This is a genomic window from Paeniglutamicibacter sp. ORCA_105 (genome assembly GCF_045798545.1).
Lineage (GTDB): Bacteria > Actinomycetota > Actinomycetes > Actinomycetales > Micrococcaceae > Paeniglutamicibacter > Paeniglutamicibacter sulfureus.
In genome coordinates, this window is the sequence record NZ_JBIXLM010000034.1 from 1 (window position 1) to 22,027 (window position 22,027).

19 protein-coding genes and 3 tRNA genes are annotated in these 22,027 nt (G+C 61.3%); 19 read left to right on the forward strand and 3 right to left on the reverse strand.

Features of this window, described 5'->3' with window-relative positions; translation table 11 throughout:
* Positions 1-763: non-hydrolyzing UDP-N-acetylglucosamine 2-epimerase (gene wecB / locus ACIPUB_RS15270; RefSeq protein WP_407608141.1), on the forward strand; the 763-nt coding region annotated here is incomplete at its 5' end.
* A gap of 81 nt (positions 764-844) precedes the next feature.
* On the opposite strand, the gene ACIPUB_RS15275 is transcribed toward wecB, so the two are convergent.
* A complete protein-coding gene (locus ACIPUB_RS15275) occupies positions 845-1,534 on the reverse strand; it encodes a response regulator (protein ID WP_407608142.1) in 690 nt (229 codons plus the stop codon).
* A gap of 5 nt (positions 1,535-1,539) precedes the next feature.
* The gene (locus tag ACIPUB_RS15280; protein ID WP_407608143.1) at positions 1,540-2,763 is read right to left on the reverse strand and encodes a histidine kinase; all 1,224 of its coding nucleotides are present in this window, start codon (positions 2,761-2,763) and stop codon (positions 1,540-1,542) included.
* A gap of 129 nt (positions 2,764-2,892) precedes the next feature.
* On the opposite strand from ACIPUB_RS15280, the gene ACIPUB_RS15285 reads away from it, so the two are divergent.
* The 12 genes from ACIPUB_RS15285 (at position 2,893) to thiL (ending at position 14,569) form a co-directional block, all read left to right on the forward strand.
* Positions 2,893-3,951 (forward strand): 3-isopropylmalate dehydrogenase, encoded by a 1,059-nt coding sequence (locus ACIPUB_RS15285; protein WP_407608144.1) that lies wholly within the window; start codon positions 2,893-2,895, stop codon positions 3,949-3,951.
* Positions 3,952-4,050: 99 nt separating this feature from the next.
* Entirely contained in the window at positions 4,051-5,145 is a 1,095-nt protein-coding gene (locus tag ACIPUB_RS15290; protein WP_407608145.1) for a branched-chain amino acid aminotransferase, read from the forward strand.
* A 99-nt stretch (positions 5,146-5,244) separates the two neighbouring features.
* On the forward strand, positions 5,245-6,360 hold the full coding sequence (gene galE / locus ACIPUB_RS15295) for a UDP-glucose 4-epimerase GalE (protein ID WP_407608146.1): 1,116 nt from the start codon (positions 5,245-5,247) through the stop codon (positions 6,358-6,360).
* 3 nt (positions 6,361-6,363) lie between these two features.
* Positions 6,364-7,125 carry a fumarylacetoacetate hydrolase family protein gene (locus ACIPUB_RS15300; protein WP_407608147.1) on the forward strand — a complete coding sequence of 254 codons (762 nt, stop codon included), beginning with the start codon at positions 6,364-6,366 and terminating at the stop codon, positions 7,123-7,125.
* Between the two features lie 131 nt (positions 7,126-7,256).
* On the forward strand, positions 7,257-8,762 hold the full coding sequence (gene gltX, locus ACIPUB_RS15305; protein WP_407608148.1) for a glutamate--tRNA ligase: 1,506 nt from the start codon (positions 7,257-7,259) through the stop codon (positions 8,760-8,762).
* Between the two features lie 19 nt (positions 8,763-8,781).
* The gene (locus ACIPUB_RS15310; RefSeq protein ID WP_407608149.1) at positions 8,782-9,552 is read left to right on the forward strand and encodes an HAD family hydrolase; all 771 of its coding nucleotides are present in this window, start codon (positions 8,782-8,784) and stop codon (positions 9,550-9,552) included.
* Between the two features lie 113 nt (positions 9,553-9,665).
* Positions 9,666-9,737, forward strand: a tRNA-Gln gene (locus tag ACIPUB_RS15315).
* 67 nt (positions 9,738-9,804) lie between these two features.
* Positions 9,805-9,877 (forward strand) — tRNA-Glu (locus tag ACIPUB_RS15320).
* A 49-nt stretch (positions 9,878-9,926) separates the two neighbouring features.
* A tRNA-Glu gene (locus tag ACIPUB_RS15325) sits at positions 9,927-10,002 on the forward strand.
* Between the two features lie 184 nt (positions 10,003-10,186).
* Positions 10,187-11,926: a dynamin family protein gene (locus tag ACIPUB_RS15330; protein ID WP_407608150.1), complete on the forward strand. Its 1,740-nt coding sequence runs from the start codon at positions 10,187-10,189 to the stop codon at positions 11,924-11,926.
* Positions 11,923-13,563 carry a GTPase gene (locus tag ACIPUB_RS15335; protein ID WP_407608151.1) on the forward strand — a complete coding sequence of 547 codons (1,641 nt, stop codon included), beginning with the start codon at positions 11,923-11,925 and terminating at the stop codon, positions 13,561-13,563. The genes ACIPUB_RS15330 and ACIPUB_RS15335 overlap by 4 nt, the downstream gene beginning before the upstream one ends.
* A gap of 4 nt (positions 13,564-13,567) precedes the next feature.
* Positions 13,568-14,569, forward strand: coding sequence for a thiamine-phosphate kinase (gene thiL, locus ACIPUB_RS15340; RefSeq protein ID WP_407608176.1), 1,002 nt, complete (start codon positions 13,568-13,570; stop codon positions 14,567-14,569).
* 75 nt (positions 14,570-14,644) lie between these two features.
* On the opposite strand, the gene ACIPUB_RS15345 is transcribed toward thiL, so the two are convergent.
* Positions 14,645-15,364, reverse strand: coding sequence for an IclR family transcriptional regulator (locus ACIPUB_RS15345; protein ID WP_407608152.1), 720 nt, complete (start codon positions 15,362-15,364; stop codon positions 14,645-14,647).
* Positions 15,365-15,476: 112 nt separating this feature from the next.
* On the opposite strand from ACIPUB_RS15345, the gene leuC reads away from it, so the two are divergent.
* The 6 genes from leuC (at position 15,477) to ACIPUB_RS15375 (ending at position 22,026) form a co-directional block, all read left to right on the forward strand.
* Positions 15,477-16,934, forward strand: coding sequence for a 3-isopropylmalate dehydratase large subunit (gene leuC, locus ACIPUB_RS15350; protein ID WP_407608153.1), 1,458 nt, complete (start codon positions 15,477-15,479; stop codon positions 16,932-16,934).
* A 9-nt stretch (positions 16,935-16,943) separates the two neighbouring features.
* Complete coding sequence (gene leuD / locus ACIPUB_RS15355; RefSeq protein ID WP_407608154.1) at positions 16,944-17,546, forward strand: 3-isopropylmalate dehydratase small subunit; 603 nt, start codon at positions 16,944-16,946, stop codon at positions 17,544-17,546.
* 209 nt (positions 17,547-17,755) lie between these two features.
* Positions 17,756-19,084, forward strand: a complete 1,329-nt coding sequence (murA, locus tag ACIPUB_RS15360) for a UDP-N-acetylglucosamine 1-carboxyvinyltransferase (RefSeq protein ID WP_407608155.1) — start codon at positions 17,756-17,758, stop codon at positions 19,082-19,084.
* 19 nt (positions 19,085-19,103) lie between these two features.
* Positions 19,104-19,877, forward strand: a complete 774-nt coding sequence (locus ACIPUB_RS15365) for a lysophospholipid acyltransferase family protein (protein WP_407608156.1) — start codon at positions 19,104-19,106, stop codon at positions 19,875-19,877.
* Positions 19,874-20,905 carry an NAD(P)H-dependent glycerol-3-phosphate dehydrogenase gene (locus ACIPUB_RS15370; protein WP_407608157.1) on the forward strand — a complete coding sequence of 344 codons (1,032 nt, stop codon included), beginning with the start codon at positions 19,874-19,876 and terminating at the stop codon, positions 20,903-20,905. The genes ACIPUB_RS15365 and ACIPUB_RS15370 overlap by 4 nt, the downstream gene beginning before the upstream one ends.
* The gene (locus ACIPUB_RS15375; protein ID WP_407608158.1) at positions 20,902-22,026 is read left to right on the forward strand and encodes a D-alanine--D-alanine ligase family protein; all 1,125 of its coding nucleotides are present in this window, start codon (positions 20,902-20,904) and stop codon (positions 22,024-22,026) included. Before ACIPUB_RS15370 ends, ACIPUB_RS15375 begins: the two co-directional genes overlap by 4 nt.
* The last annotated feature ends 1 nt before the right edge of the window (position 22,027 follow it).

Sequence of the window (22,027 nt, forward strand, 5' to 3'; positions counted from 1 at the left end):
GATCGCCAGTTTGCACCTTGCTCCGACCACGCTGAGCCAGCTGAACCTGGTCAACGAGACCATTGATCCGCGGACCATTACGGTCACCGGCAACACCGTGATCGATGCGCTGTTCAAGGTGGTGGAGAAGAACATCCCCTTCAGCGATCCGGTTCTGGAAGCACTGGTGGCCTCCGGCCGCAAGATCGTCCTGGTCACGACGCACCGCCGCGAAAACCAGGGCGAGCCCATGCGCGGGATTGGCCGCGCACTCGCCCGCCTCTCGGCCGCCGAGCCCGAGGTCGAGTTCATCCTCCCGCTGCACCGCAACCCGGCCGTGCGTGAAGCCTTGCTGCCGGAAATCGAGGGACGCACGAACATCACCCTGACCGAACCGCTGGCCTACGGCGAGTTCACGCGGCTCATCGCGGCGGCGAACATCGTGTTGACCGACTCCGGCGGAGTACAGGAAGAGGCGCCGAGCCTCGCCAAGCCGGTACTCGTGATGCGCGAGAACACCGAGCGTCCCGAAGCCGTGGTCGCGGGCACGGTAAGGCTCATCGGCACGGACGAAGAGAAGATCTTTGAATCCGTGGAGCTCTTGCTCAATGATGCCGCTGCGTACAAGCAGATGGCCTTGGCGACGAACCCGTATGGTGACGGCAAGGCGGCAATCCGCACGGTGGCCGCCATTGCCGAGCTTCTTGGTGTCGGCACCCGCATGGAAGACTTTGATTCCAACTTGCCGTCCGAAGCCAGCCTGGTGAATGCAGCCAGCATCTAGCTGATCGAATGGAACAGAAAACCTACTCCCCAACTTCGCGTTGGAGAGTAGGTTTTCTTCGTTGCGGATCATTTATAAGTACTACGGTGAGACCACTCCAGTCTCGTAGGCGATGACAACCGCCTGCACGCGATCACGAGCATTGAGTTTTGCGAGGATATGCCCCACATGGGTCTTCACCGTTGCCTCCGACAGGAACAGCCCAGCTGCAATTTCCGGATTGGAGCGGCCGTTGGCGATCAGGCCAAAGACTTCGCGTTCGCGCGGGGTCAGTGACCGGACAGCCTTTACGTGGGCACTGTCCGGAAGAGACGAGCGACGAAGCATCGGTGCGACGTGGTCCAGGAGCCGCCGGGTTGTTGATGGTGCAATGACGGCGTCCCCGCGGTAGACAGTCCGTATTGAATCCAGTAGTTCTTCCGGTGGCGCATCCTTGAGCAGGAAGCCGCTGGCACCGGCTTGAATGGCAGCAAGTGCGTACTCATCAAGATCAAAGGTTGTCAGGACGATGATTTTGGGTCCGGGCGCATCGCCCAGTTCCCTGGAGAGCAAGTATTCAGTCGTTTCGATGCCATTCATTTCAGGCATGCGAACGTCCATGAGAATGACATCCGCTGCCGCCAAGGTCTGGGAGGCAATGGCTTCGCGGCCATTTGACGCTTCGGCGACGACTTCCAGATCTGCTTGGGAATTGATAAGCATTCGGAAGCCGCTGCGAACCAGCAGTTGGTCATCCACGAGTGCCACGTGGATGGGGTTGTCTTTTGACAAGTTTTCTAGTCCTCGGTGTAGGGGATGAATACGGATACGCCGAAGCCTCCGCCGACCTTGGGCTCGGCTTCGACTCGACCATCGTAGAGGGCAACACGTTCGGCCATGCCCCGCAGACCTTGGCCAGATGCGGCGTTGTCCCGGGCGCCTGCACCTCGACCGTCGTCTGACACGATCAGTTGCAGTCCGCGGTTCTCCCAGCCGAGCATCACGGTCGTTGCGGCTTCTGGGCCGGCGTGCTTGAGCACGTTGGTCAGGGCTTCCTGCATGGCACGGTAGGCGGTGAGCTCGGCTCCCGCTGGAAGATCGCGTCGTGCGGTACCGTTCTGCCTAAAATCGATTGCCAAGCCGCTCATTCGCGTCGCTTCAAGAAGCGCCGGAATATCGTCAAGGGTTGGTAGTGGTCTCGTGGACGCCTCTTCATCGCTACGTAGCACGCCGAGTAGACGGCGCATCTCTCGGAGTGAACTTCGCCCGGTTTGGGCAATTGTGGCCAGGGTTTCCCTGGCAATTTCCGGGTCATGTTCACTCGCATAGCGTGCGCCATCAGATTGCGTGATGATCACGGACAGTGAATGGGCCACTATGTCATGCATCTCCCGCGCGATATGGCTGCGTTCGTCGGCGGCAGCCAAAGCACGTTCCTGTTCTCGTTCAGTTTCCAGCCTCCGCGCCCGGTCCTCGAGTGTCTGTAAGCTGAGTCGCCGGGTCCTGGCCAAGTCCCCAAAGGTCCACGCCACCAGAACCAAGAGTGAAAGTCCTATGAAATTGAGCGCCGTGCCCTGGATCGAGTTATCGCTCGCCCAAGCGCCTATGCGCACACTGGCAAGCACGGCCCCAACCAAGCCCGCGGCAAGGCCGGCGAAGGATTGCCAACGTCGGCCGTACGCCGCCAATGTATATATCGTGATGGGCACGGAGATCTGTGACGGCAGCAATTCGTAGCTGACGCCAACTTGGATGAGATGCGCGAGGACGATGATTCCCGCGGCGAGCCCCGGTTGTCTTCGGCGCCAGATCAGCGGAAGGGTCTGTGCCGTTCCCAGGATGGCCAATGCCCAGCCGTTTCCCGTAATACCAAGACTGACGCCGGCAACGAGACCGAATACGAGCCAGATTCCAAGGCCCAAAATGAGATCGACCTTGTTTGGATTCTCGCGAATCCACTTGTCTATGGTGCGGTGCGGCGTCATTGATTCCTGCGGTGGCAACGGGGCGGTTTCTTCCATAAATAGCCTACGGTGTGGGAGTGCGGCGTACATCATGCCCAGGCATGAGATTGGCCGAATGCCATCGGAACGTTCACGATATGAGACGGGTTGCTCACATAGTGATACGAGTCGATAAACTCGTTTGTCATGAGCGAATCCTTGAATATTGCCGTCATTCCAGGTGATGGCATTGGTCCTGAAGTAATTGCCGAGGCCGTAAAGGTCCTGAAGAAGGCAACCGAAACCACGGACGTGCATTTGGTGCTGACCAATTACACGCTCGGTGCCGAACACTGGCTGGAGACGGGGGAGACCCTTCCGGAGGAAACCCTTGCAGCGCTTCGCAAGCATGACGCCATCCTGTTTGGCGCTGTGGGTGCAGCCCCGGGCGATACCCGCATTCCTTCGGGCCTGATTGAACGCGAGCTGCTGCTGAAGTTGCGCTTCAGCTTGGATCACTTCGTGAACCTGCGCCCGGCCAAGCTGTACCCGGGAGTGCCGAGCCCGTTGGCTGAGCCCGGGGAAGTCGACTTCATTGTTGTCCGCGAGGGCACCGAAGGGCCATACGTGGGCAACGGCGGTGTGCTGCGTGCCGGCACCCCTCACGAAATCGCCACCGAGGTTTCCATCAACACTGCCCACGGCGTTGAGCGAGTTGTCCGAGACGCTTTCCGTCGTGCCAGTGAACGTCCCCGTAAGCACGTGACCCTGGTTCACAAGCACAACGTGCTGGTTTTCGCCGGTCATCTGTGGCGCCGGACCGTGGAGGCCGTGGCCGTCGAGTTCCCGGACGTCACCCACGATTACCTGCATGTGGATGCCGCAACCATCTTCATGACCACGAATCCCTCTCGCTTTGACGTTATCGTCACCGACAACCTTTTTGGCGATATCCTCACCGATCAGGCTGGCGCCATCACTGGCGGCATCGGCCTGGCGGCATCGGGGAATATCAACATGGACCGCACTGCCCCCTCAATGTTCGAACCCGTTCACGGTTCGGCCCCGGACATTGCCGGCCAGCAAAAGGCTGACCCGACGGCAGCAATCCTCTCTGCTGCCCTTTTGCTCGACCATGTCGGTCTTACGGAAGCAGCCCGCCGGGTCGAGGAAGCAGTGGAAAGTGATATCGCATCTCGCGATGAAATGACCGATCCGCGGACCACTGCCGAGATCGGCGATGCAATCATTGCCGCACTGGCTTAAGCTGGTGACTAGGTTCATTTAGGAACCAAATCTTAGGGTGGCAAGCCGTTGTCGGCTTGCCACCGCAACACCCTGTCGAAGAGGAAGCCTGACGGCATCATGGAATTCATTGAAGATCTCTCAACTCACCGTAAAAGCGATCAGGAACGCGCCGACATTTTGGCCAACCCAGGTTTTGGGGATTTCTTCACTGACCACACCGCAGTCATCGACTGGTCGGCCGATGGTGAAGGCCCGCAGGGCACCTGGAGCAATGCGCGCATCGAACCCTACGGTCCCATTGAAATGGATCCGGCAGCCTCCGTCTTGCACTACGGCCAGGAAATCTTTGAGGGCCTGAAGGCATACCGCCACGAAGACGGAAGCGTCTGGAGCTTCCGTCCGCATGCAAATGCTGCCCGCCTGAATCGGTCGGCAGCGAGGTTGGCGTTGCCGCAACTTGATGAGGAAGTCTTCGTTGAATCGCTGCGTCGCCTGGTGACGGCCGACGTCCAGTGGGTTCCCAGTGGCGACGGTGAAGCGCTCTACCTTCGTCCTTTCATGATTGCCACCGAAGCCTTCCTGGGCGTTCGCGCGGCTCGCAAGGTTTCCTATCGGGTCATTGCTTCCCCGGCTGGCAACTACTTCGGTGGTGAACTGAAGCCGGTGGGCATCTGGGTCTCGCACAACTACGCACGCGCTGGACGCGGCGGCACAGGTGCGGCCAAATGCGGCGGCAACTACGCAGCATCGCTGATTGCACAGTTGGAAGCCGAACAAAACGGCTGCAAGCAGGTTCTCTTCCTAGACCCTTTCAACGACGAAGCCGTGGAAGAGCTCGGCGGCATGAACGTCTTCTTCGTGATGAAGGGTGGCAAGCTCGTCACCCCGCGCCTGACCGGTACCATCCTTGAAGGCATCACCCGTTCCTCGATCATTCAACTGGCCAAGGACCGCGGGCTTGAGATTGAGGAACGAACGATCACCCTGGGTGAATGGCGCGAAGGAATTGCCAGCGGGGAGATCCAGGAAGTCTTTGCCTGCGGCACCGCAGCTGTCATCACCCCGATTGGCGTGCTGAAGAACGGTGAGGAGCACATCGGCGATCCGAATGCCCCTGCAGGTGAAGTGACCATGGCCCTCCGTGAGGAATTGCTGGGTATCCAAACCGGTACCGTCGCAGATCGCCACGGCTGGCTGGAACGACTCGCGTAGGCGCGAAGCACAGGTGATGGGGGTGGGATTCTAAAAGAATCCCACCCCCATCACGGTTTTAATCGGGTGAAGCAGGGCAATGATCAATAGGATGGATTCATGCGCATTTTGGTCACCGGCGGCGCCGGCTATATCGGCTCCCACACTGTCCTACTTCTTCTGGAAGAGGGCCACGAGGTCCACGTTTACGACAACCTGAGCAACTCCTCGCCAGAGGCCTTACGGCGGGTAGGGGAACTCACAGGCCATGACGCCCACTTGCACGTAGGCGACCTGCTGGATGAAGCTCGGCTCAAGGACGTGTTTGCAACGGCACGGCCGGAGGCAGTTATCCATTTTGCCGGGCTCAAGGCAGTGGGGGAGTCCGTTTCCGAACCCCTGAAGTACTATCGCAACAACGTCACCGGCACGCTCAACCTGCTGGATGCCATGGAAGCCCGCGACGTTCGCACGTTGGTCTTTAGCTCATCGGCCACCGTCTACGGAGAAACGCTCGAACTGCCGATCACTGAATCAACGGCGTTGTCTGCCACGAACCCGTATGGCCGGACCAAGCTTTACATTGAAGGAATGCTTGATGACCTTGCAGGTTCCGACCCGCGTTGGTCCATTGCGAAGCTTCGCTATTTCAACCCGGTGGGTTCACATGAATCCGGCCGGATAGGCGAGGATCCTCAAGGCATCCCCAACAACTTGATGCCGTACATTGCACAGGTGGCTGTAGGCGTTCGCGAGCAAGTCAACGTATTCGGGGGCGACTACCCGACGCCGGACGGAACAGGCGTGCGAGACTACATCCATGTTGTGGATCTTGGTGCCGGGCATCTCGCTGCACTTGAATATCTCCACGACCATGGCGGATTGCACGCCTGGAACCTGGGAACCGGACACGGCTCCTCGGTGCTCGAGGTCATCCAGGCATTCGCCCGTACTGCTGAACGGGAGATACGCTACGAGGTCGTGGACCGCCGACCAGGTGACGTGGCGGCGAGCTACGCCGATCCAACGTTGGCCCGTGAAGAAATCGGTTGGAAAGCCGAACGCGGCCTCGAGCAAATGGTCGAGGACATGTGGCGGTGGCAGTCAAACAATCCCACCGGCTATCCCGAAGACGAACCCGCCGACCTGGGTGACGTGGATCAACCCGAGGAAGACGTGGTCAAGCGACCGAAGCAGAAACGCGCACCCGACTCCGACGAAGCCACTAAGCTATAAACCATGCGTATTGCTCGTTTTGTCGTTGACAGTGACCCCATGTACGGCGTCGTGGAAGAGGACGAGGTCATCGTCATTTCCGGCGACCCCTTCTTCCAAGGAATCAAGCCAACCGGCGTCAAGCACAAGCTTGAGGATGTCCGGTTGCTCGCCCCCATCATTCCCCGTTCCAAGGTGGTGTGCTTCGGTCGTACCTACGCCGACCATGCCGCCGAACTTGGCAACGAAGTGCCGGCAGAACCCCTGATGTTCCTGAAGCCAAACACTTCCGTTGTCGGCTCGGGTGACCCGATCACCTTGCCATCCTTCTCCGAGGAAATCTCCTACGAGGGAGAGCTCGCGGTTGTCATCGGGAGAATCTGCAAGGACGTTCCCGCCGAAAAGGCCCAAGACGTGATCTTCGGCTACACCGTCGCCAATGACCTGACCGCACGCGATGCCCAGCGGACCGACGGACAATGGGCGCGTGCCAAGGGTTGGGATGGCTCATGCCCGCTGGGACCATGGATCCAGACCGAGCTGGACCACGAGGACACCCAGCTGACCACCCGGCTCGACGGAAAGGTCGTCCAGGACGGCAACACCTCCGAAATGGTCTGGGGTATCAACGACCTGATTGCCTATGCGTCCCAAGCCTTCACCCTGCTACCGGGTGACGTCATCCTTACCGGCACCCCGGCCGGCGTCGGTTTGGTGACCGAGGGACAGCGTGTGGACGTGGAGATCGAGGGAATCGGCACCTTGAGCAATCCGTTCCGCCGCTAAATTCCCGGTTGGACCCTTGCAACACGGTTGGCCCCGGTTTCCGGGGCCAACCGAAGTTAAGCTCCCTGACTGCGCCCGACAGCACCGTGCTGGCGGGTTGACCAGGTGTGGGGACATAGAATGGTCACATCATGACTGATGTATCCCTCATTCCCACTGTGACCGATGAAACCCCCGTCCGCGTACGCTTCTGCCCGTCTCCGACCGGCACCCCGCACGTAGGCCTGATTCGCACCGCCTTGTTCAACTGGGCCTATGCGCGCCACACCGGCGGAAAGATGATCTTCCGTATCGAAGACACCGACGCCAAGCGCGACTCCGAGGAAAGCTACCACCAGTTGCTGGACGCCCTGGACTGGCTCGGGATCACCTGGGATGAGGGGGTCAACGTCGGCGGACCGCACGAACCGTACCGCCAGTCCCAGCGCGGCGACATCTACCAGGACGTCATTGCCAAGCTCCGTGCCGGTGGGCATGTCTACGAGTCATTCTCCACCCCCGAGGAAGTCGAAGATCGCCACAAGGCCGCCGGCCGGGATCCGAAGCTGGGCTATGACGGCTTCGACCGGAACCTCAGCGAAGAGCAGATTGCCGCCTACCGTGCCGAAGGCCGCGAGCCGGTGTTGCGCGTGCGCATGCCGGAAGAGGACCTGACCTTCACCGACCTGGTACGCGGGGAGATCACCTTCAAGGCCGGCTCCGTCCCGGACTTCGTGGTGGTTCGCGCCAACGGCCAGCCGCTCTACACGCTGGTCAACCCTGTCGACGATGCGCTGATGGGCATCACCCACGTGCTGCGCGGCGAGGACCTCCTATCCTCGACCCCCCGCCAGATCGCCTTGTACCGCGCCTTGATTGAAATCGGTGTCGCCCAGTACATGCCTCTCTTTGGCCATTTGCCCTACGTGATGGGCCAGGGGAACAAGAAGCTTTCGAAGCGCGACCCCGAATCGAGCCTTTTCCTGCACCGGGACCGCGGTTTCATTCCCGAGGGACTGCTGAACTACCTGTCATTGCTTGGCTGGTCCTTGAGCGCCGATGAAGACATCTTCACCCGGGACCAGCTCATCGAGGCTTTCGACGTCCACGACGTGCTCTCCAACCCGGCACGCTTTGACATCAAGAAGGCAGAAGCCATCAACGGCACCCACGTGCGCATGCTGGATGCCGCGGACTTCCGCGAACGCCTGATTCCCTACCTCAGGTTCCAGGGCCTGGTGGGGGAGCAGCTGACGGAACGCCAGAACGAGATCCTGACCGAGGCCGCTCCGCTGGTCCAGGAGCGGATCACCCTGCTGGGTGAGGCGCCCGACATGCTTGAATTCCTCTTCACCGAGGACTCGGCCATTGAGCCTGCCGCCGATGCCTTGAAGGGACTACCGGAGAACACCGTCGAAGTCCTGGACGCCGGCCTGGCCGCGCTCGAGGCAGCAACGCAGTGGGACGCCGAGACCATCCAGGACGTCTTGAAGTCCTCCTTGGTCGAAGGGCTGGGCATCAAGCCGCGCCATGCATTTGGGCCCATTCGCACTGCCGTGTCCGGCAAGCGGATCTCCCCGCCGCTGTTTGAGTCGATGGTGATTCTGGGCAAGGAATCCTCGCTCAACCGCGTACGCGCGTTCCGGGCCACCCGGTAACCTGGAGCAAGCGAGAATCGTGGACAACGCGACCAGCGCCCTCAACCCAATTCACGGTGCACGTTCCGTGGCCCGGGTTGAGGGCGTTCTCTTTGACATTGACGACACGCTGGTGGATCTCAACGCCGCCGCAGTCAGGGGATTTCACTTCCTCACCTCCGAAGACTTCAGGGACGTTCCCGAAAGCCTGAGGGAGCATGCGGCGCGGGACTATGCCGATGACGGTGCTGGGGCGTATGAGCGCTACATGGCCGGGGAACTGACATTCCTGGGCCAGCGCGCCGAACGAATCCGGCGCGCCTATGGACTTGTCGGATTGGATGCCCCGCCGGCCGAGGCCCTGGGGGTGTGGAGTGCGCGCTACGAAGACGTGGTTCAGGGTATGTGGGTGCCATTCCCCGACGTGCACGACTGCCTTGATGCCCTGGACGCCCTTTCCATTCCCTACGGGGCCGTCAGCAATAACGTGGAAGACTACCAGCGCCGCAAACTGGAACTCTCGGGGCTTGGGCGGATCGAAGTTCTCGTGGGCTCGGATACCGCCGGGGCGCCGAAGCCGGATCCCCGGCCGTTCCATGCAGGTTGCCGGTTGCTCGGCACCACCCGCGCCGCGACCCTCTACGTTGGGGACAACCCGGTCAACGATGTGCAGGGCGCCATCGACGCGGGACTGCAGGGAATCCTGCTGGATCGTGCGCCAGATCACAAAACCCGATCGACCGAAATCCTCCAAAATCTTGGTTCATTGGCCGCCATAATCACCGGAAACTCGGGGTTTTTGGCCCATTAGGATCCTAGTGGGCCCCCGATTTGTACTTTCCGCAGATCCGCCGGTATAGTTATTTCTCGTGCTGAGGCGCACGAAAGCTTTCGAAGAGAAAGCCGGAGAGCGAATCAACGCTGTGGGGTATGGTGTAATTGGCAACACACTGGTTTCTGGTACCAACATTCTAGGTTCGAGTCCTGGTACCCCAGCGTCACGGTCTTCGCGAAAGCGAGGACCGGTCTGCGTGGGGGACGAAAGTCCCCACGCAGAGCATACGGCCCCATCGTATAGCGGCCTAGTACGCTGCCCTCTCACGGCGGTAACGCGGGTTCGAATCCCGCTGGGGTCACGATTCATTGGAATCGGACGGTAACAGTCCTAAAACGTTGCAGCTATACGGCCCCATCGTATAGCGGCCTAGTACGCTGCCCTCTCACGGCGGTAACGCGGGTTCGAATCCCGCTGGGGTCACCAGCACAATGGTTCCAAACTTCGGTTTGGGACCATTTGTCGTTGAGGCGGGTTTTCCCAAGGTCCCTTGAATTCTTCGGCTAGCTTACGAATAAAAATCCAAAGTGTTTGGCATGATGTAGTGGTGACTACTAGCAATGGCTCTGAACCCCTAGGTTCTCCACCACTCTCGGCCGTGCCAGCCGACATGGAAGCCATCAACCTGCTCACCGGCGTTCGAACGAATCTTGCGGACAGCATCCTGCCTCTTGAAATTGCAGGCGTTGCCCAGGCACGCGAAAACGCGCGTAGCGCAGTGGAACAACTCGACGACTACATCCTGCCGCGATACCGCAGCCTGGATGCACCGCTGTTGGCCGTGGTGGGCGGCTCAACCGGAGCGGGGAAGTCCACCCTGGTCAATGCCCTGGTGGGACACCCTGTCACCCGCGCCGGGGCCATTCGACCCACCACCCGCCAACCAATCCTCCTCCACCACGAGCTGGACCGGGCATGGCTGGAAAACGACAGGATCCTCCCCGGCCTGCGGCGCATCACTGGAACCGCAGTCAGCCGAGACCAACACATTCCTGCGGCACGAGTGGGTGCCACGCCGGACGCCGCGCTGACCGACTCGATCATCCTGTTGCAAGATGACGCAGTCCCACGTGGCTTGGCCATTCTTGATGCTCCCGACGTGGATTCAATCTCGGATGAAAACCGCCGTCTGGCCGGCCAGCTGTTGTCTGCTGCCGACCTCTGGATCTTTGTCACGACCGCCAACCGTTACGCGGACGCCGTACCCTGGAAACTTCTCTCCGAGGCTGCCGGGCGGAATATCACGTTGGCAGTCGTTCTGGACCGCGTGCCGGCAGGCCTCGAGGATGAGATCGCCACCGACTTGCGCGGTATGCTCCTGCGCGAAGGGCTGGGCGGCGCCGAGCTTTTCGTGGTTCCGGAATTCGACCTCGACGAGATGGACATGCTGCCCGCAAAAGCCGTTGATCCGCTCAAGGACTGGCTGGGTGAGCTGGCTGCCAATGCCGAATCACGGGCATCGATTGCCCGCCAAACGCTGGCCGGGGTGCTTGGCCAGCTCGCGGATCGCAGCGATGTCATTGCCGTGGCCATGGGGGAGCAGGGGACCAGCGGCAGCCGCCTGGCCCAATACGCCGATGAGGCTTTTGACCAGGCGCACGAGGGAATTCTGTCCAGCGTGCAGGACGGAACGCTGTTGCGTGGCGAGGTCTTGGCACGGTGGCAGGACTTCGTAGGCACCGGAGAATTCTTCCGCTCCCTTGAATCCGGCATAGGCCGGCTTCGGGATCGGATCGGTGCCTTTTTTACCGGCAAGCCCAAACCCGTGGACCATGTGGAAGAGGCCATAGAAAGCGGTCTGCATGCCGTGGTCGTCGACCAAGCCGCGAAGGCCAGTGAAACCACAGAAGAGCGCTGGCGGGCCGACCCGGCAGGCAAGGCCCTGGTGGGCACCGCCAATCTCGGTTCACTGTCTCCCGGATTCTCCGACCAGGTGGCAGAGCAGGTGCGCGCCTGGCAAGGGGACCTGATGGAAATCATCCGCACCGAGGGCGCCAACAAACGCATGACCGCACGCATGGTGTCCTTCGGCGTCAACGGAGTCGCCGTGGCACTGATGGTGGTCGTCTTCGCCTCCACCGCCGGATTGACGGGACTTGAAGTCGGAATCGCCGGCGGATCGGCCGTGGTCGGGCAGAAGCTGCTCGAGGCGATCTTCGGCGAAGACGCTGTGCGCAGGCTCACCAAGCAGGCAAAGGATTCCCTTGCCGACCGGTGCACGGCCCTGTTGGAGACGGAAAAGCAGCGATTCATCTCCCGCCTGGAAAACATCCCCACCGCACAGGATGCCAATGTCATGAAACAGAATTCGGCAGCCATCCGCCGACTGGCCCGGGAGCAAGGTGCATGAGCCGCCGACGTCAAACCACCACCGTGAGCCCGCTCGAACTTCGGCTTGAAGCGCTCAAGCTAGCCACCGAACTGGGTACCGACCGCCTTGAGCCTGCGGTGAGCGATGCTTCGTGGCAAGTGCTGGAGCGGGCTTCAACCCGCAGAACACTCTCCGCGGAGCATACGGTGGTCGGATTTTTCGGAGCGACGGGCAGTGGAAAGTCCTCCTTGTTCAATGCGATCGTGAGACAGGACCTCGCACGGACCGCCGCAACCCGGCCGACCACCAGTCAGCCAATGGCAGGAGTCTGGGGAGGCCCAGGATCCGAACCGTTGCTTGATTGGCTGGGCGTGCAGGAACGCCACCTCCTTGACACGCCCTTGCGACTGGAAAAGAAGGGCCTCTTTGGTTCGGAGAAGGAAGCCAGCGGTCTGATCCTTTTGGACCTACCGGACTTTGACTCCACCGTTGCAGCCAATCGCGAGATCGCCACCAAGCTCGCCGGCCAGGTCGACGTCTTGATTTGGGTGCTTGACCCCCAAAAGTATGCGGACGCGGCTGTCCACCATGATTTCATCAGGCCTCTGGCTACCCATGGTTCGGTCACCTTGGTGGTCCTGAACCAAATTGACAAGCTGAAGGAAAACCAGCGGGAGCCCGTGATGGATTCGTTGCGCTCCATCCTTCTGGCAGACGGCCTGGCAAGTCCACGCATACTTGGCGTCTCGGCGCTTACCGGCGAGGGACTGGATGCCCTGCGACAGGAGATCGCCCGGGTGGTCACCGAACGTGGTGCCGCGACAAATCGACTTACCGCCGACGTCGCCACCATCGCGGGCCGGATGGCGGAGGGATCTCGGCACGAGGAACTCAAGCTGCCGGGGGAGCCTGCCAAGAAGGCATTGACCGTGGAGCTGGCCGCGGCCGCGGGCGTAAATACGGTGGTGGATGCAGTGCGCACCTCCTATCGGATGGACGCCCACAAGAAGACCGGCTGGCCACTGACCCGATGGCTGGCCAAGGTCCGACCCGACCCTTTGCGCCGGCTCAACCTCAAGAGCGCGGATGTAAACCCCAAGCTCAATCGCACGTCCCTTCCGGCCCCAGGTGCCGCGCAGAGGGCACAAGCCGATTCCGCAGTTCGGCGATACGCGGACGAGGCAAGCGCCGGAGCACCCGAGGCGTGGCAGGGATCGATCCGCCGGGCGGCGCGCGCCGGTGAGGCCAAGCTTCCCGACGAATTGGACCAGTCCATAGCCAACACCGGAATCGGTGCCACCAAGGGGTCCTGGTGGTGGCCGATCGTCTCCGTCATCCAGTGGATATCATTGGTCACGGCCCTTGCGGGCGCGCTCTGGCTTGGCGCCCTGTTCGGTGCGCAGTACCTACAATTCACCTTGCCCGAGGTTCCAAAGGTCGAAGGCTTCCCTGTCCCCACATTGATGCTCGTCATTGGCATATTATTGGGCATTGTCTTGGGGCTGGCCACAGGACTGATCGCCCGCATCGGGGCTGCAGGCCGCGCCCGCAAGGCCCGACGTGCGCTGCATGCTTCGGTCGGTGCCGTCGCGGAGCGCTCGGTCATTGAGCCGGTGGGCGCGGAAATCACCAGACACAACCATTTCATTGGAGCCTTGCAACGTGCCCGCAGCTGATCTCATGACCGTAGGAAACCTTGGAGAGAGCGGGCTTCTGGAAAGGATCCTGCCGCGGCTGCAGGGGGCTCCGGCGTTGCTCGGCCCGGGTGACGATGCGGCCTTGATTGCCGCCCCCGGTGGAAAGTTTGTCATCACCGTGGACACGCTCGTGGAAAATCAGGACTTCAGGTTGAGGTGGCCCAGTGGATTTCGGAGCAGCGGGTTCGACGTCGGATGGAAGTCCGCCGCCCAAAACCTTTCCGACGTCAATGCAATGGGTGCCATTGCGACGTCGGCAGTGATTTCGCTGACGCTGCCACACTCCACCCCCATATCTTGGGTGGAGGATTTGGCCGATGGATTCAGTTCCGCCGTGCGTGAACTGGGAGCCTCCGAGTGCGCCATTGGCGGGGGAGACCTGGGCCGGGGAAGCGAGCTGTCCATTACGGCGGCAGTCACCGGCGCCCTTGCCACAGACCGTGCGGTCCTTCGCAGCGGTGCGAGGCCCGGGGATGTGGTGGCGGTTGGCGGCGTCCTGGGCGTAGCTGCGGCCGGTCTGGCACTCATGGACTCATCGGTTTCGCACTCGGAATGGACTGAAGATGAGAAGGTTCTTGTCCTCGGCCAACGGCGGCCTACCCCGCCACTGGCGGCTGGGCCCGGTGCTGCCCGCGCCGGAGCTTCGGCCATGATGGACCTTTCCGACGGGTTGCTCAAGGATGGTCGTCGCATGGCCATTGCCAGTGGAGTTGCCATTGATTTCGATACCCGTTCCCTGGAGGCCGACGCGCTACGGCTGTCCCGGGCTGCCGCGAGGCTGGGCAGGGATGCGATGGACTGGGTCCTCGGAGGCGGGGAAGACCACGGGCTATTGGCCACGTTCCCGAAGGTTGAGGATTTGCCCGAAGGTTTCCGTGCCGTGGGCATGGTCAGGAAATCCATTGGCGGCGAGCCGGGCGGGGAAGTTCTCGTGGACGGCAGGAGAGCGGACTCCGCCAAGGGATTTGACCACTTCGAAGGTTAGGGCGGCGCTCATCCGATGTTCACCGTTAACTCACCAAACCGCGGTGCCGTAGCGTTCAGTGAAAATGATCTTCCCTTAGTCCCCGGTCTTCCGCAGTGCCTCGGTCAGGGCATTGGCGGTTTGCACGACGACTTCCTGGTGGGCCTTGCCCGGCTGTCGTGAGAGACGTTCAATGGGCCCCGACATTGACACTGCCGCGATGACACGTCCGGAAGGTCCACGCACGGGAGCAGATACCGAGGCAACCCCGGGTTCGCGTTCGCCCAGGCTTTGGGCCCAGCCCCGTCGCCTGACTCCCGCCAGGATGGTGGGAGTGAAGCGTGCGCTGTGCAGGCCATCCAACAGCCGTTCGTGGTCTTCCCATGCCAAAAGGACCTGTGCGGCCGAACCTGCCTTCATCGACAGCTGGGTTCCGACAGGAATCGTGTCGCGGAGGCCCACCGGCCTTTCGGCGGAGGCCACGCACACGCGGTAGTCGCCCTGCCGACGAAACACCTGGGTGCTTTCCCCGGTGGAATCCCGCAATTGGATCAGCAGCGGACCAGCTGCGGCTATGAGTCGGTCTTCGCCCGCCGCAGAGGCGAGTTCCACGAGGCGGCCGCCCAGGACGAATCGTCCATGGATGTCCTTGCCGACAAGACGATGGTGCACGAGTGCCTGGGCCAGACGGTGCACTGTTGGCCGTGAGATCTTGGTCAGGGAGACCAACTGGGCAAGGGAGGTTGGCCCGGCCTCAAGGGCATTGAGGATGAGGGCCGCTTTGTCGATGACGCCAACGCCACTTGATGTGTCCATAGTTTGATATTGCTATCTCACTATTTGAGATGCAAATCCGCTTACTGGATATTACGTGTGCGTGGGTGGAACAGTTAAGACATAGGACTTTTATCAAGTGAGGGAGTCGGTTATGGCCGCACACCAGGCAGCACAGACGCTGGCCGAAAAAGTATGGAACGCACACGTCGTTCGCAAGGGCGAGGGAGCAGGCGGTGCGCGCCAGCCGGACCTGATCTACATTGACCTGCACCTGATCCATGAGGTGACATCCCCGCAGGCCTTCGAGGGTCTCCGATTGGCGGGACGGCCCCTGCGCCGCCCCGACCTGACGATTGCCACCGAGGACCACAACACCCCGACGCTGGAAATCGACAAGCCGATTGCGGATCTGACCAGCCGCACGCAGATCGAGACCCTGCGCAAGAACTGCGCCGAGTTCGGAGTTCGCCTGCACTCGCTGGGCGACAAAGAGCAGGGAATTGTCCACGTGGTCGGCCCGCAGCTTGGCCTGACCCAGCCGGGCATGACCGTGGTTTGTGGTGATTCCCACACCTCGACCCATGGAGCATTCGGCGCTTTGGCCTTCGGCATCGGTACCTCCGAGGTCGAGCACGTCATGGCGACGCAGTCTCTTTCCTTGAAGCCATTCAAGACCATGGCCATCAACGTCGAGGGCACCCTGAAGCCGGGTGTGACGGCAAAGGACATCATCCTTGCGGTCATTGCCAAGATCGGCACCGGCGGCGGACAGGGCTACGTGCTGGAATACCGTGGCTCGGCAATCCGTTCGCTGTCCATGGATGCCCGCATGACCATCTGCAACATGTCGATCGAGGCCGGTGCCCGTGCCGGCATGATTGCACCGGATGCAATCACCTACGAATACATCAATGGGCGTCCGCACGCACCACAGGGTGCCGACTGGGATGCGGCCGTTGCCGAATGGGACACGCTCGCCACGGATGAGGGTGCAACCTTCGACGCCGAAGTGTTCCTCGATGCGAACGACTTGGAGCCCTTCGTCACCTGGGGCACCAACCCCGGACAAGGCGTTTCGCTTTCCAGCAGGGTCCCGGCACCTGAGGATTTCGAAGACGAAAATGCGCGCGCCGCGTGCGAACGAGCCCTGGACTACATGGACCTGAAGGCCGGAACGCCCATGAAGGACATCCGCGTCGACACGGTATTCCTGGGTTCCTGCACCAATAGCCGCATGGAAGACCTGCGCGCCGCCGCCAGCATCATCCAGGGGCAGGAAAAGAATCCGGATATCCGCATGATCGTGGTTCCGGGTTCTGCCCGGGTCCGCTTGGAAGCCGAAGCCGAAGGGCTGGACAAGATCTTCAAGGACTTTGGTGCCGAATGGCGATTCGCCGGCTGCTCCATGTGCCTGGGCATGAACCCGGACCAACTTGCAGAGGGCGAGCGCTGTGCCTCCACCTCGAACCGCAACTTTGAGGGACGCCAGGGCAAGGGTGGCCGCACCCACCTGGTCTCGCCATTGGTTGCCGCAGCAACCGCGATTCGCGGGACCCTTTCCTCGCCCTCGGATCTCGCGACCTCTTCCTCCGCCGCAAAAGTAGCCTAAGGATTCATCATGGAGAAAATAAACACCCATACCGGAATCGGCGTTCCGCTGCGCCAAAGCAACGTGGACACCGACCAGATCATCCCGGCCGTCTACCTCAAGCGCATCACACGCACCGGGTTCGAGGATGCCCTCTTTGCGGGATGGCGCAAGAGCAAGGACTTCATCCTTAACCAGGAGCCGTTCTCCAAGGGCTCGGTCCTGGTGGCGGGACCCGACTTCGGTACCGGTTCCTCGCGCGAACATGCTGTCTGGGCCCTGAAGGATTACGGTTTCAAGGCAGTCCTTTCCTCCCGTTTTGCCGACATCTTCCGTGGCAACTCGGGCAAGCAGGGCCTGGTTGCCGCCGAAGTGGCACAGAGCGATATTGAGTTGATCTGGAAGGAAATCGAGAACCACCCCGGCACGGAAGTGACAGTGGACCTCGAAGCCCGGACCGTCACGTGCGGATCCATCATTGCGCCGTTCGAGATTGATGACTACACGCGCTGGCGCCTCATGGAAGGGCTTGATGACATCGGATTGACCCTCCAGCACGAGGAGGACATCACGGCTTATGAATCACAGTGGCCGGCCTTCAAGCCCACTACGCTTCCGGCCCGCTATTCCTAGCCTTAGCTGACCGCTTAACGCCGCTGCCCAGCTCCTCGGTTACTGCTGCTCACCCCGGGATTCCGGGGGATTCAACGACCGAGGTGCCTGGCGGCGCGACCAGCGTTACACTTTCGATACAGCCCTCGGCAATGCCGGGGGCTGTATGCTTGCTTAGTCTTCCCTTCGGATTCGAAGGCCAAACAATTTCTGGTGAGGTACTCAAGTTCATGGCGAAAGTCCTAACGATTCATGGTGGCGTGCCACTCAAGGGAAAAGTGACCGTCAGGGGTGCCAAGAACCTGGTTCCCAAGGCCATGGTTGCGGCTCTTCTGGGTGATTCGCCCTCTGTCTTGCGCAACGTCCCGGAGATCAAGGACGTCGCAGTTGTCACCAGCCTGCTGAAGATCCACGGCGTCACCGTCACCAAAGACGAAGCCACCGGCGACCTGACCATGGACCCCAGTGGCACCAAGACGGCCACCAGCAATGAGATCGATACGCACGCCGGCGACTCACGCATCCCCATCCTCTTTTGCGGCCCCCTGCTTCACAGCTTGGGCGAGGCCCTGATTCCGAACCTTGGCGGTTGCAAGATCGGTGACCGCCCGATTGATTTCCACTTGGACGTGCTGCGCCACTTCGGTGCCGTAATCGACAAGGCCGGACCCCTCGGGACCAGCATTCGCGCACCCCACGGCCTGACCGGTGCCAAGATTTCCCTGCCCTACCCGAGTGTTGGCGCCACCGAGCAGGTGCTGCTGACCGCCGTGCGCGCCAAGGGCACCACCGAGGTCGAGAACGCTGCCATCGAGCCCGAAATCCTCGATCTTATTTCCCTGCTTCAAAAAATGGGTGCCATCATCACGGTTGGCCGTGACCGGGTCATTCGCATCATCGGTGTCGACCGCCTGAACGGCTACAACCACAAGGCGTTGCCGGACCGCAACGAATCCGCATCCTGGGCGTCCGCCGCCCTGGTCACCAATGGAGACATCTACGTCGAGGGCGCAGCCCAGCGCGACCTGACTGCCTTCCTTCACACCTACCGCCAAATCGGCGGCGAGTTTGAGGTCACCGACGGGGGAATCCGCTTCTTCCACCCGGGCGGGGAGCTCAAGCCATTGATCCTTGAAACAGACGTCCACCCCGGATTCATGACCGACTGGCAGCAGCCCCTGGTCGTTGCATTGACCCAGGCTTCCGGCGTATCCATCATCCACGAAACCGTGTATGAAAACCGTTTCGGTTTCACCAATGCCCTGGTGGAAATGGGAGCCAAGGTCCAGCTCCACAGCGAATGCCTGGGAGCCATCCCGTGCCGCTTTGGCCAGCGCAACTTCCAGCATTCCGCCGTCATCACCGGACCCACCCCGCTGATCGGTGCGGACATCGACATCCCGGACCTGCGCGGAGGATTCTCCCACCTGATCGCGGCTCTCGCCGCCGAGGGCACCAGCCACGTGACCGGGATCGAACTGATCAACCGTGGCTACGAGAAGTTCATGGACAAGCTCACTGACTTGGGTGCGCGCGTCGAGATGAACGAAATCGCCTGATCCGCATAGGCTGACCTGCATGAAAGAATCCCGCGGTACAAAAACCGCGTTTGCAATAGCGGCCGGAATCGTTCGTCCGATCATGAACCTCATGATCGGACGAACGTGGCAGGACTTCGAGAAGCTGCCCAGCGGCGGGTTCATCCTGTGTCCCAACCACGTGACGGAAATTGATCCCTTGGTTGTCGGCCACGCTATCTACAGCAGCAAGCGCTACCCGCGCTACCTGGCCAAGGAATCCTTGTTCAAGGTCCCGGTGCTGGGCACCATGCTGCGCCAGACAGGACAGGTTCCCGTTGCACGCACCTCCACCGGGGCATCGCGGTCACTCAAAACGGCCCGCGAGGTACTGGACGCCAACGGTGTCATCATTATTTACCCCGAGGGCACCTTGACCAGGGACCCTGACCTGTGGCCGATGCGCGGCCACACCGGTGCCGCTCGCCTGGCGCTGCAAACCGGCGCCCCGGTCATTCCCATGGCACATTGGGGGGCCCAGGACTTGTTTCCGCGCTATGCCAAGGGAATCAAGCTCTTCCCGCGCCGCCACGTGACGGTCATAGCCGGAGACCCTGTGGACCTCGATGACCTGCGTGATGTCCCCTTGACAAGGACCGTTCTCGCGGAGGCCACCGAACGCATCATGCGCGCCGTGGCCAAGGACGTGGCCCGACTGCGTGGGCAGGAAGCGCCCAAGGTCCTGTGGGATCCGGCGCACCACGGCCAGGCAACCCAGGGCCGAAATTTCGAGAACGGTTCGCCATCGAAGCAAACGAAGGAAAACGATTCATGAGGCCCGCTCCGAGGAAAATTGCAGTGATGGGTGCCGGTAGCTGGGGCACAACATTTGCCAAGGTCCTGGCCGACTCGGGCGCCGAGGCCGGGACAGAGGTCATGGTCTGGGCACGCCGCGACGAGGTGGCAGTTGAGATCAACACTCGCCACACCAACTCGCGCTACCTGCGCGAAACGGTGTTGCCCTCCAATATCACCTCGTCATCGAAAACCGCCGAGGTCCTTGCGGGAGCCGAGTTGGTTGTCCTGGCCGTGCCGGCCCAAAGCCTGCGCGAACAACTGCATTCCTTCAAGGAATTCCTGGATCCAAACGCTGTCCTGATGTCCCTGATGAAGGGCCTGGAGCGGGACACCGATGCCCGCATGAGTGAAGTGATCTCGGCCGAAGTCGAAATACCGGCCGAACGCATTGCCGTGCTGTCCGGACCCAACCTGGCCATGGAAATAGCCCGCAAGCAGCCCACTGCGTCGGTGGTGGCTTGCACGGATATTGACACCGCCACCTGGATCGCTTCCCTGTGCTCCACCGACTACTTCCGTCCCTACACCAACACGGACGTCATTGGAGTTGAAATCGGCGGCATTGCCAAGAACGTCATTGCCCTGGCCGTGGGAATCTGCGACGGCCTGGGCATGGGGGACAACACGAAGTCATCGATCATCACCCGTGGCCTTGCCGAGACCACTCGTCTTGCGCTGGCACTGGGTGGAAGCTACGAAACGCTTTCGGGTCTTGCCGGCCTGGGAGACCTCGTGGCCACGTGCTCTTCCTCGCTTTCCCGCAACAACACCGCCGGTCGCCTGCTGGGCCAGGGCCTGTACCTGGATGAGGTCAATGACCGCATGTCCCAGACGGCCGAGGGCATCAAGTCGGGCAGGGCAGTCTTGGACCTGGCCACTCGCCACAATGTAGAAGTACCCATTACCGAGGCAGTAGTCATGGTTCTGGAAGGCACGCTGAGCGTGGAGAACATGGGAGCACGTCTGTTGGGGCGTCAATTAAAGTCTGAAGGTGAGCTCAAATGAGTCAAGTGAATGCACACAAGCCCCGGGTCATGCTGCTCTTCGGCGGCCGCTCCTCCGAGCACCCCGTCAGCTGTGTCACTGCTGCTGGGGTGCTCGAGGCAATTGACCGCGAAAAGTACGAGGTTGTTCCCGTGGGAATCACCCGTGACGGAGCATGGACCCTGGTGGACCAGGACGTTACCGCCTGGTCACTGTCCAACAGCCAAAAGCCCGAAGTGACCGCCGGGTCCGAGATCCTGCGCCTGACCGGGGAGCCGGGCAGCCATGAGCTTCTTGCCTCCAATGACAGCCACGCCGTGCGCAGCCTGGGTGACATCGACCTGGTGTTCCCGTTGCTGCACGGTCCGTTCGGCGAGGACGGCTCATTGCAGGGAATGCTGGAAATGGTGGATGTGCCGTACGTGGGTTCGGGCATTGCAGCAAGCGCCATCGGCATGGACAAGCACTTCATGAAGGTGGTCTTCGAAGCCGCCGGATTCGAAGTCGGGCCCTACGTTGTCATTCCGGACAAGCACTGGGAACGAGACCAGGCGGCATGCCTGAAATCCGTTGACGGTCTGCAATACCCGCTCTTCGTCAAGCCCGCCCGTGCCGGCTCCTCGGTGGGCATCTCCCGCGTGGACACCCCGGACGCACTTCCGGCGGCCATCGAGGCCGCCCGCATCCACGACCCCAAGGTGATCGTGGAACAAGGCATCGTTGGGCGCGAAATCGAATGCGGTGTCCTGGAAGGCCGCGGTTCGCTGCCACCCAGGGCTTCCATGCCCGGAGAAATCGTGGTCGAAGACGCCGGACACACGTTCTACGACTTTGACGCCAAGTATGTCGACGGGGCTGCAGCCCAGCTCAGCTGCCCGGCCGAACTAGAGACCGCGGCCACGGATGAAGTGCGCCGGCTGGCAGCCGAGGCCTTTGACGCGGTGAACGCCGAAGGGCTGTCACGCGTTGACTTCTTCTACACGCCCGAGGGCAAGTGGATCATCAACGAGATCAACACCATGCCCGGGTTTACGCCCTCAAGCATGTACCCGCACATGTGGTCCAAGACCGGACTTGACTATGCCGACCTCATTGACGAACTGATCCATCTGGGACTCAGCCGCAAGACCGGTCTGCGCTAAA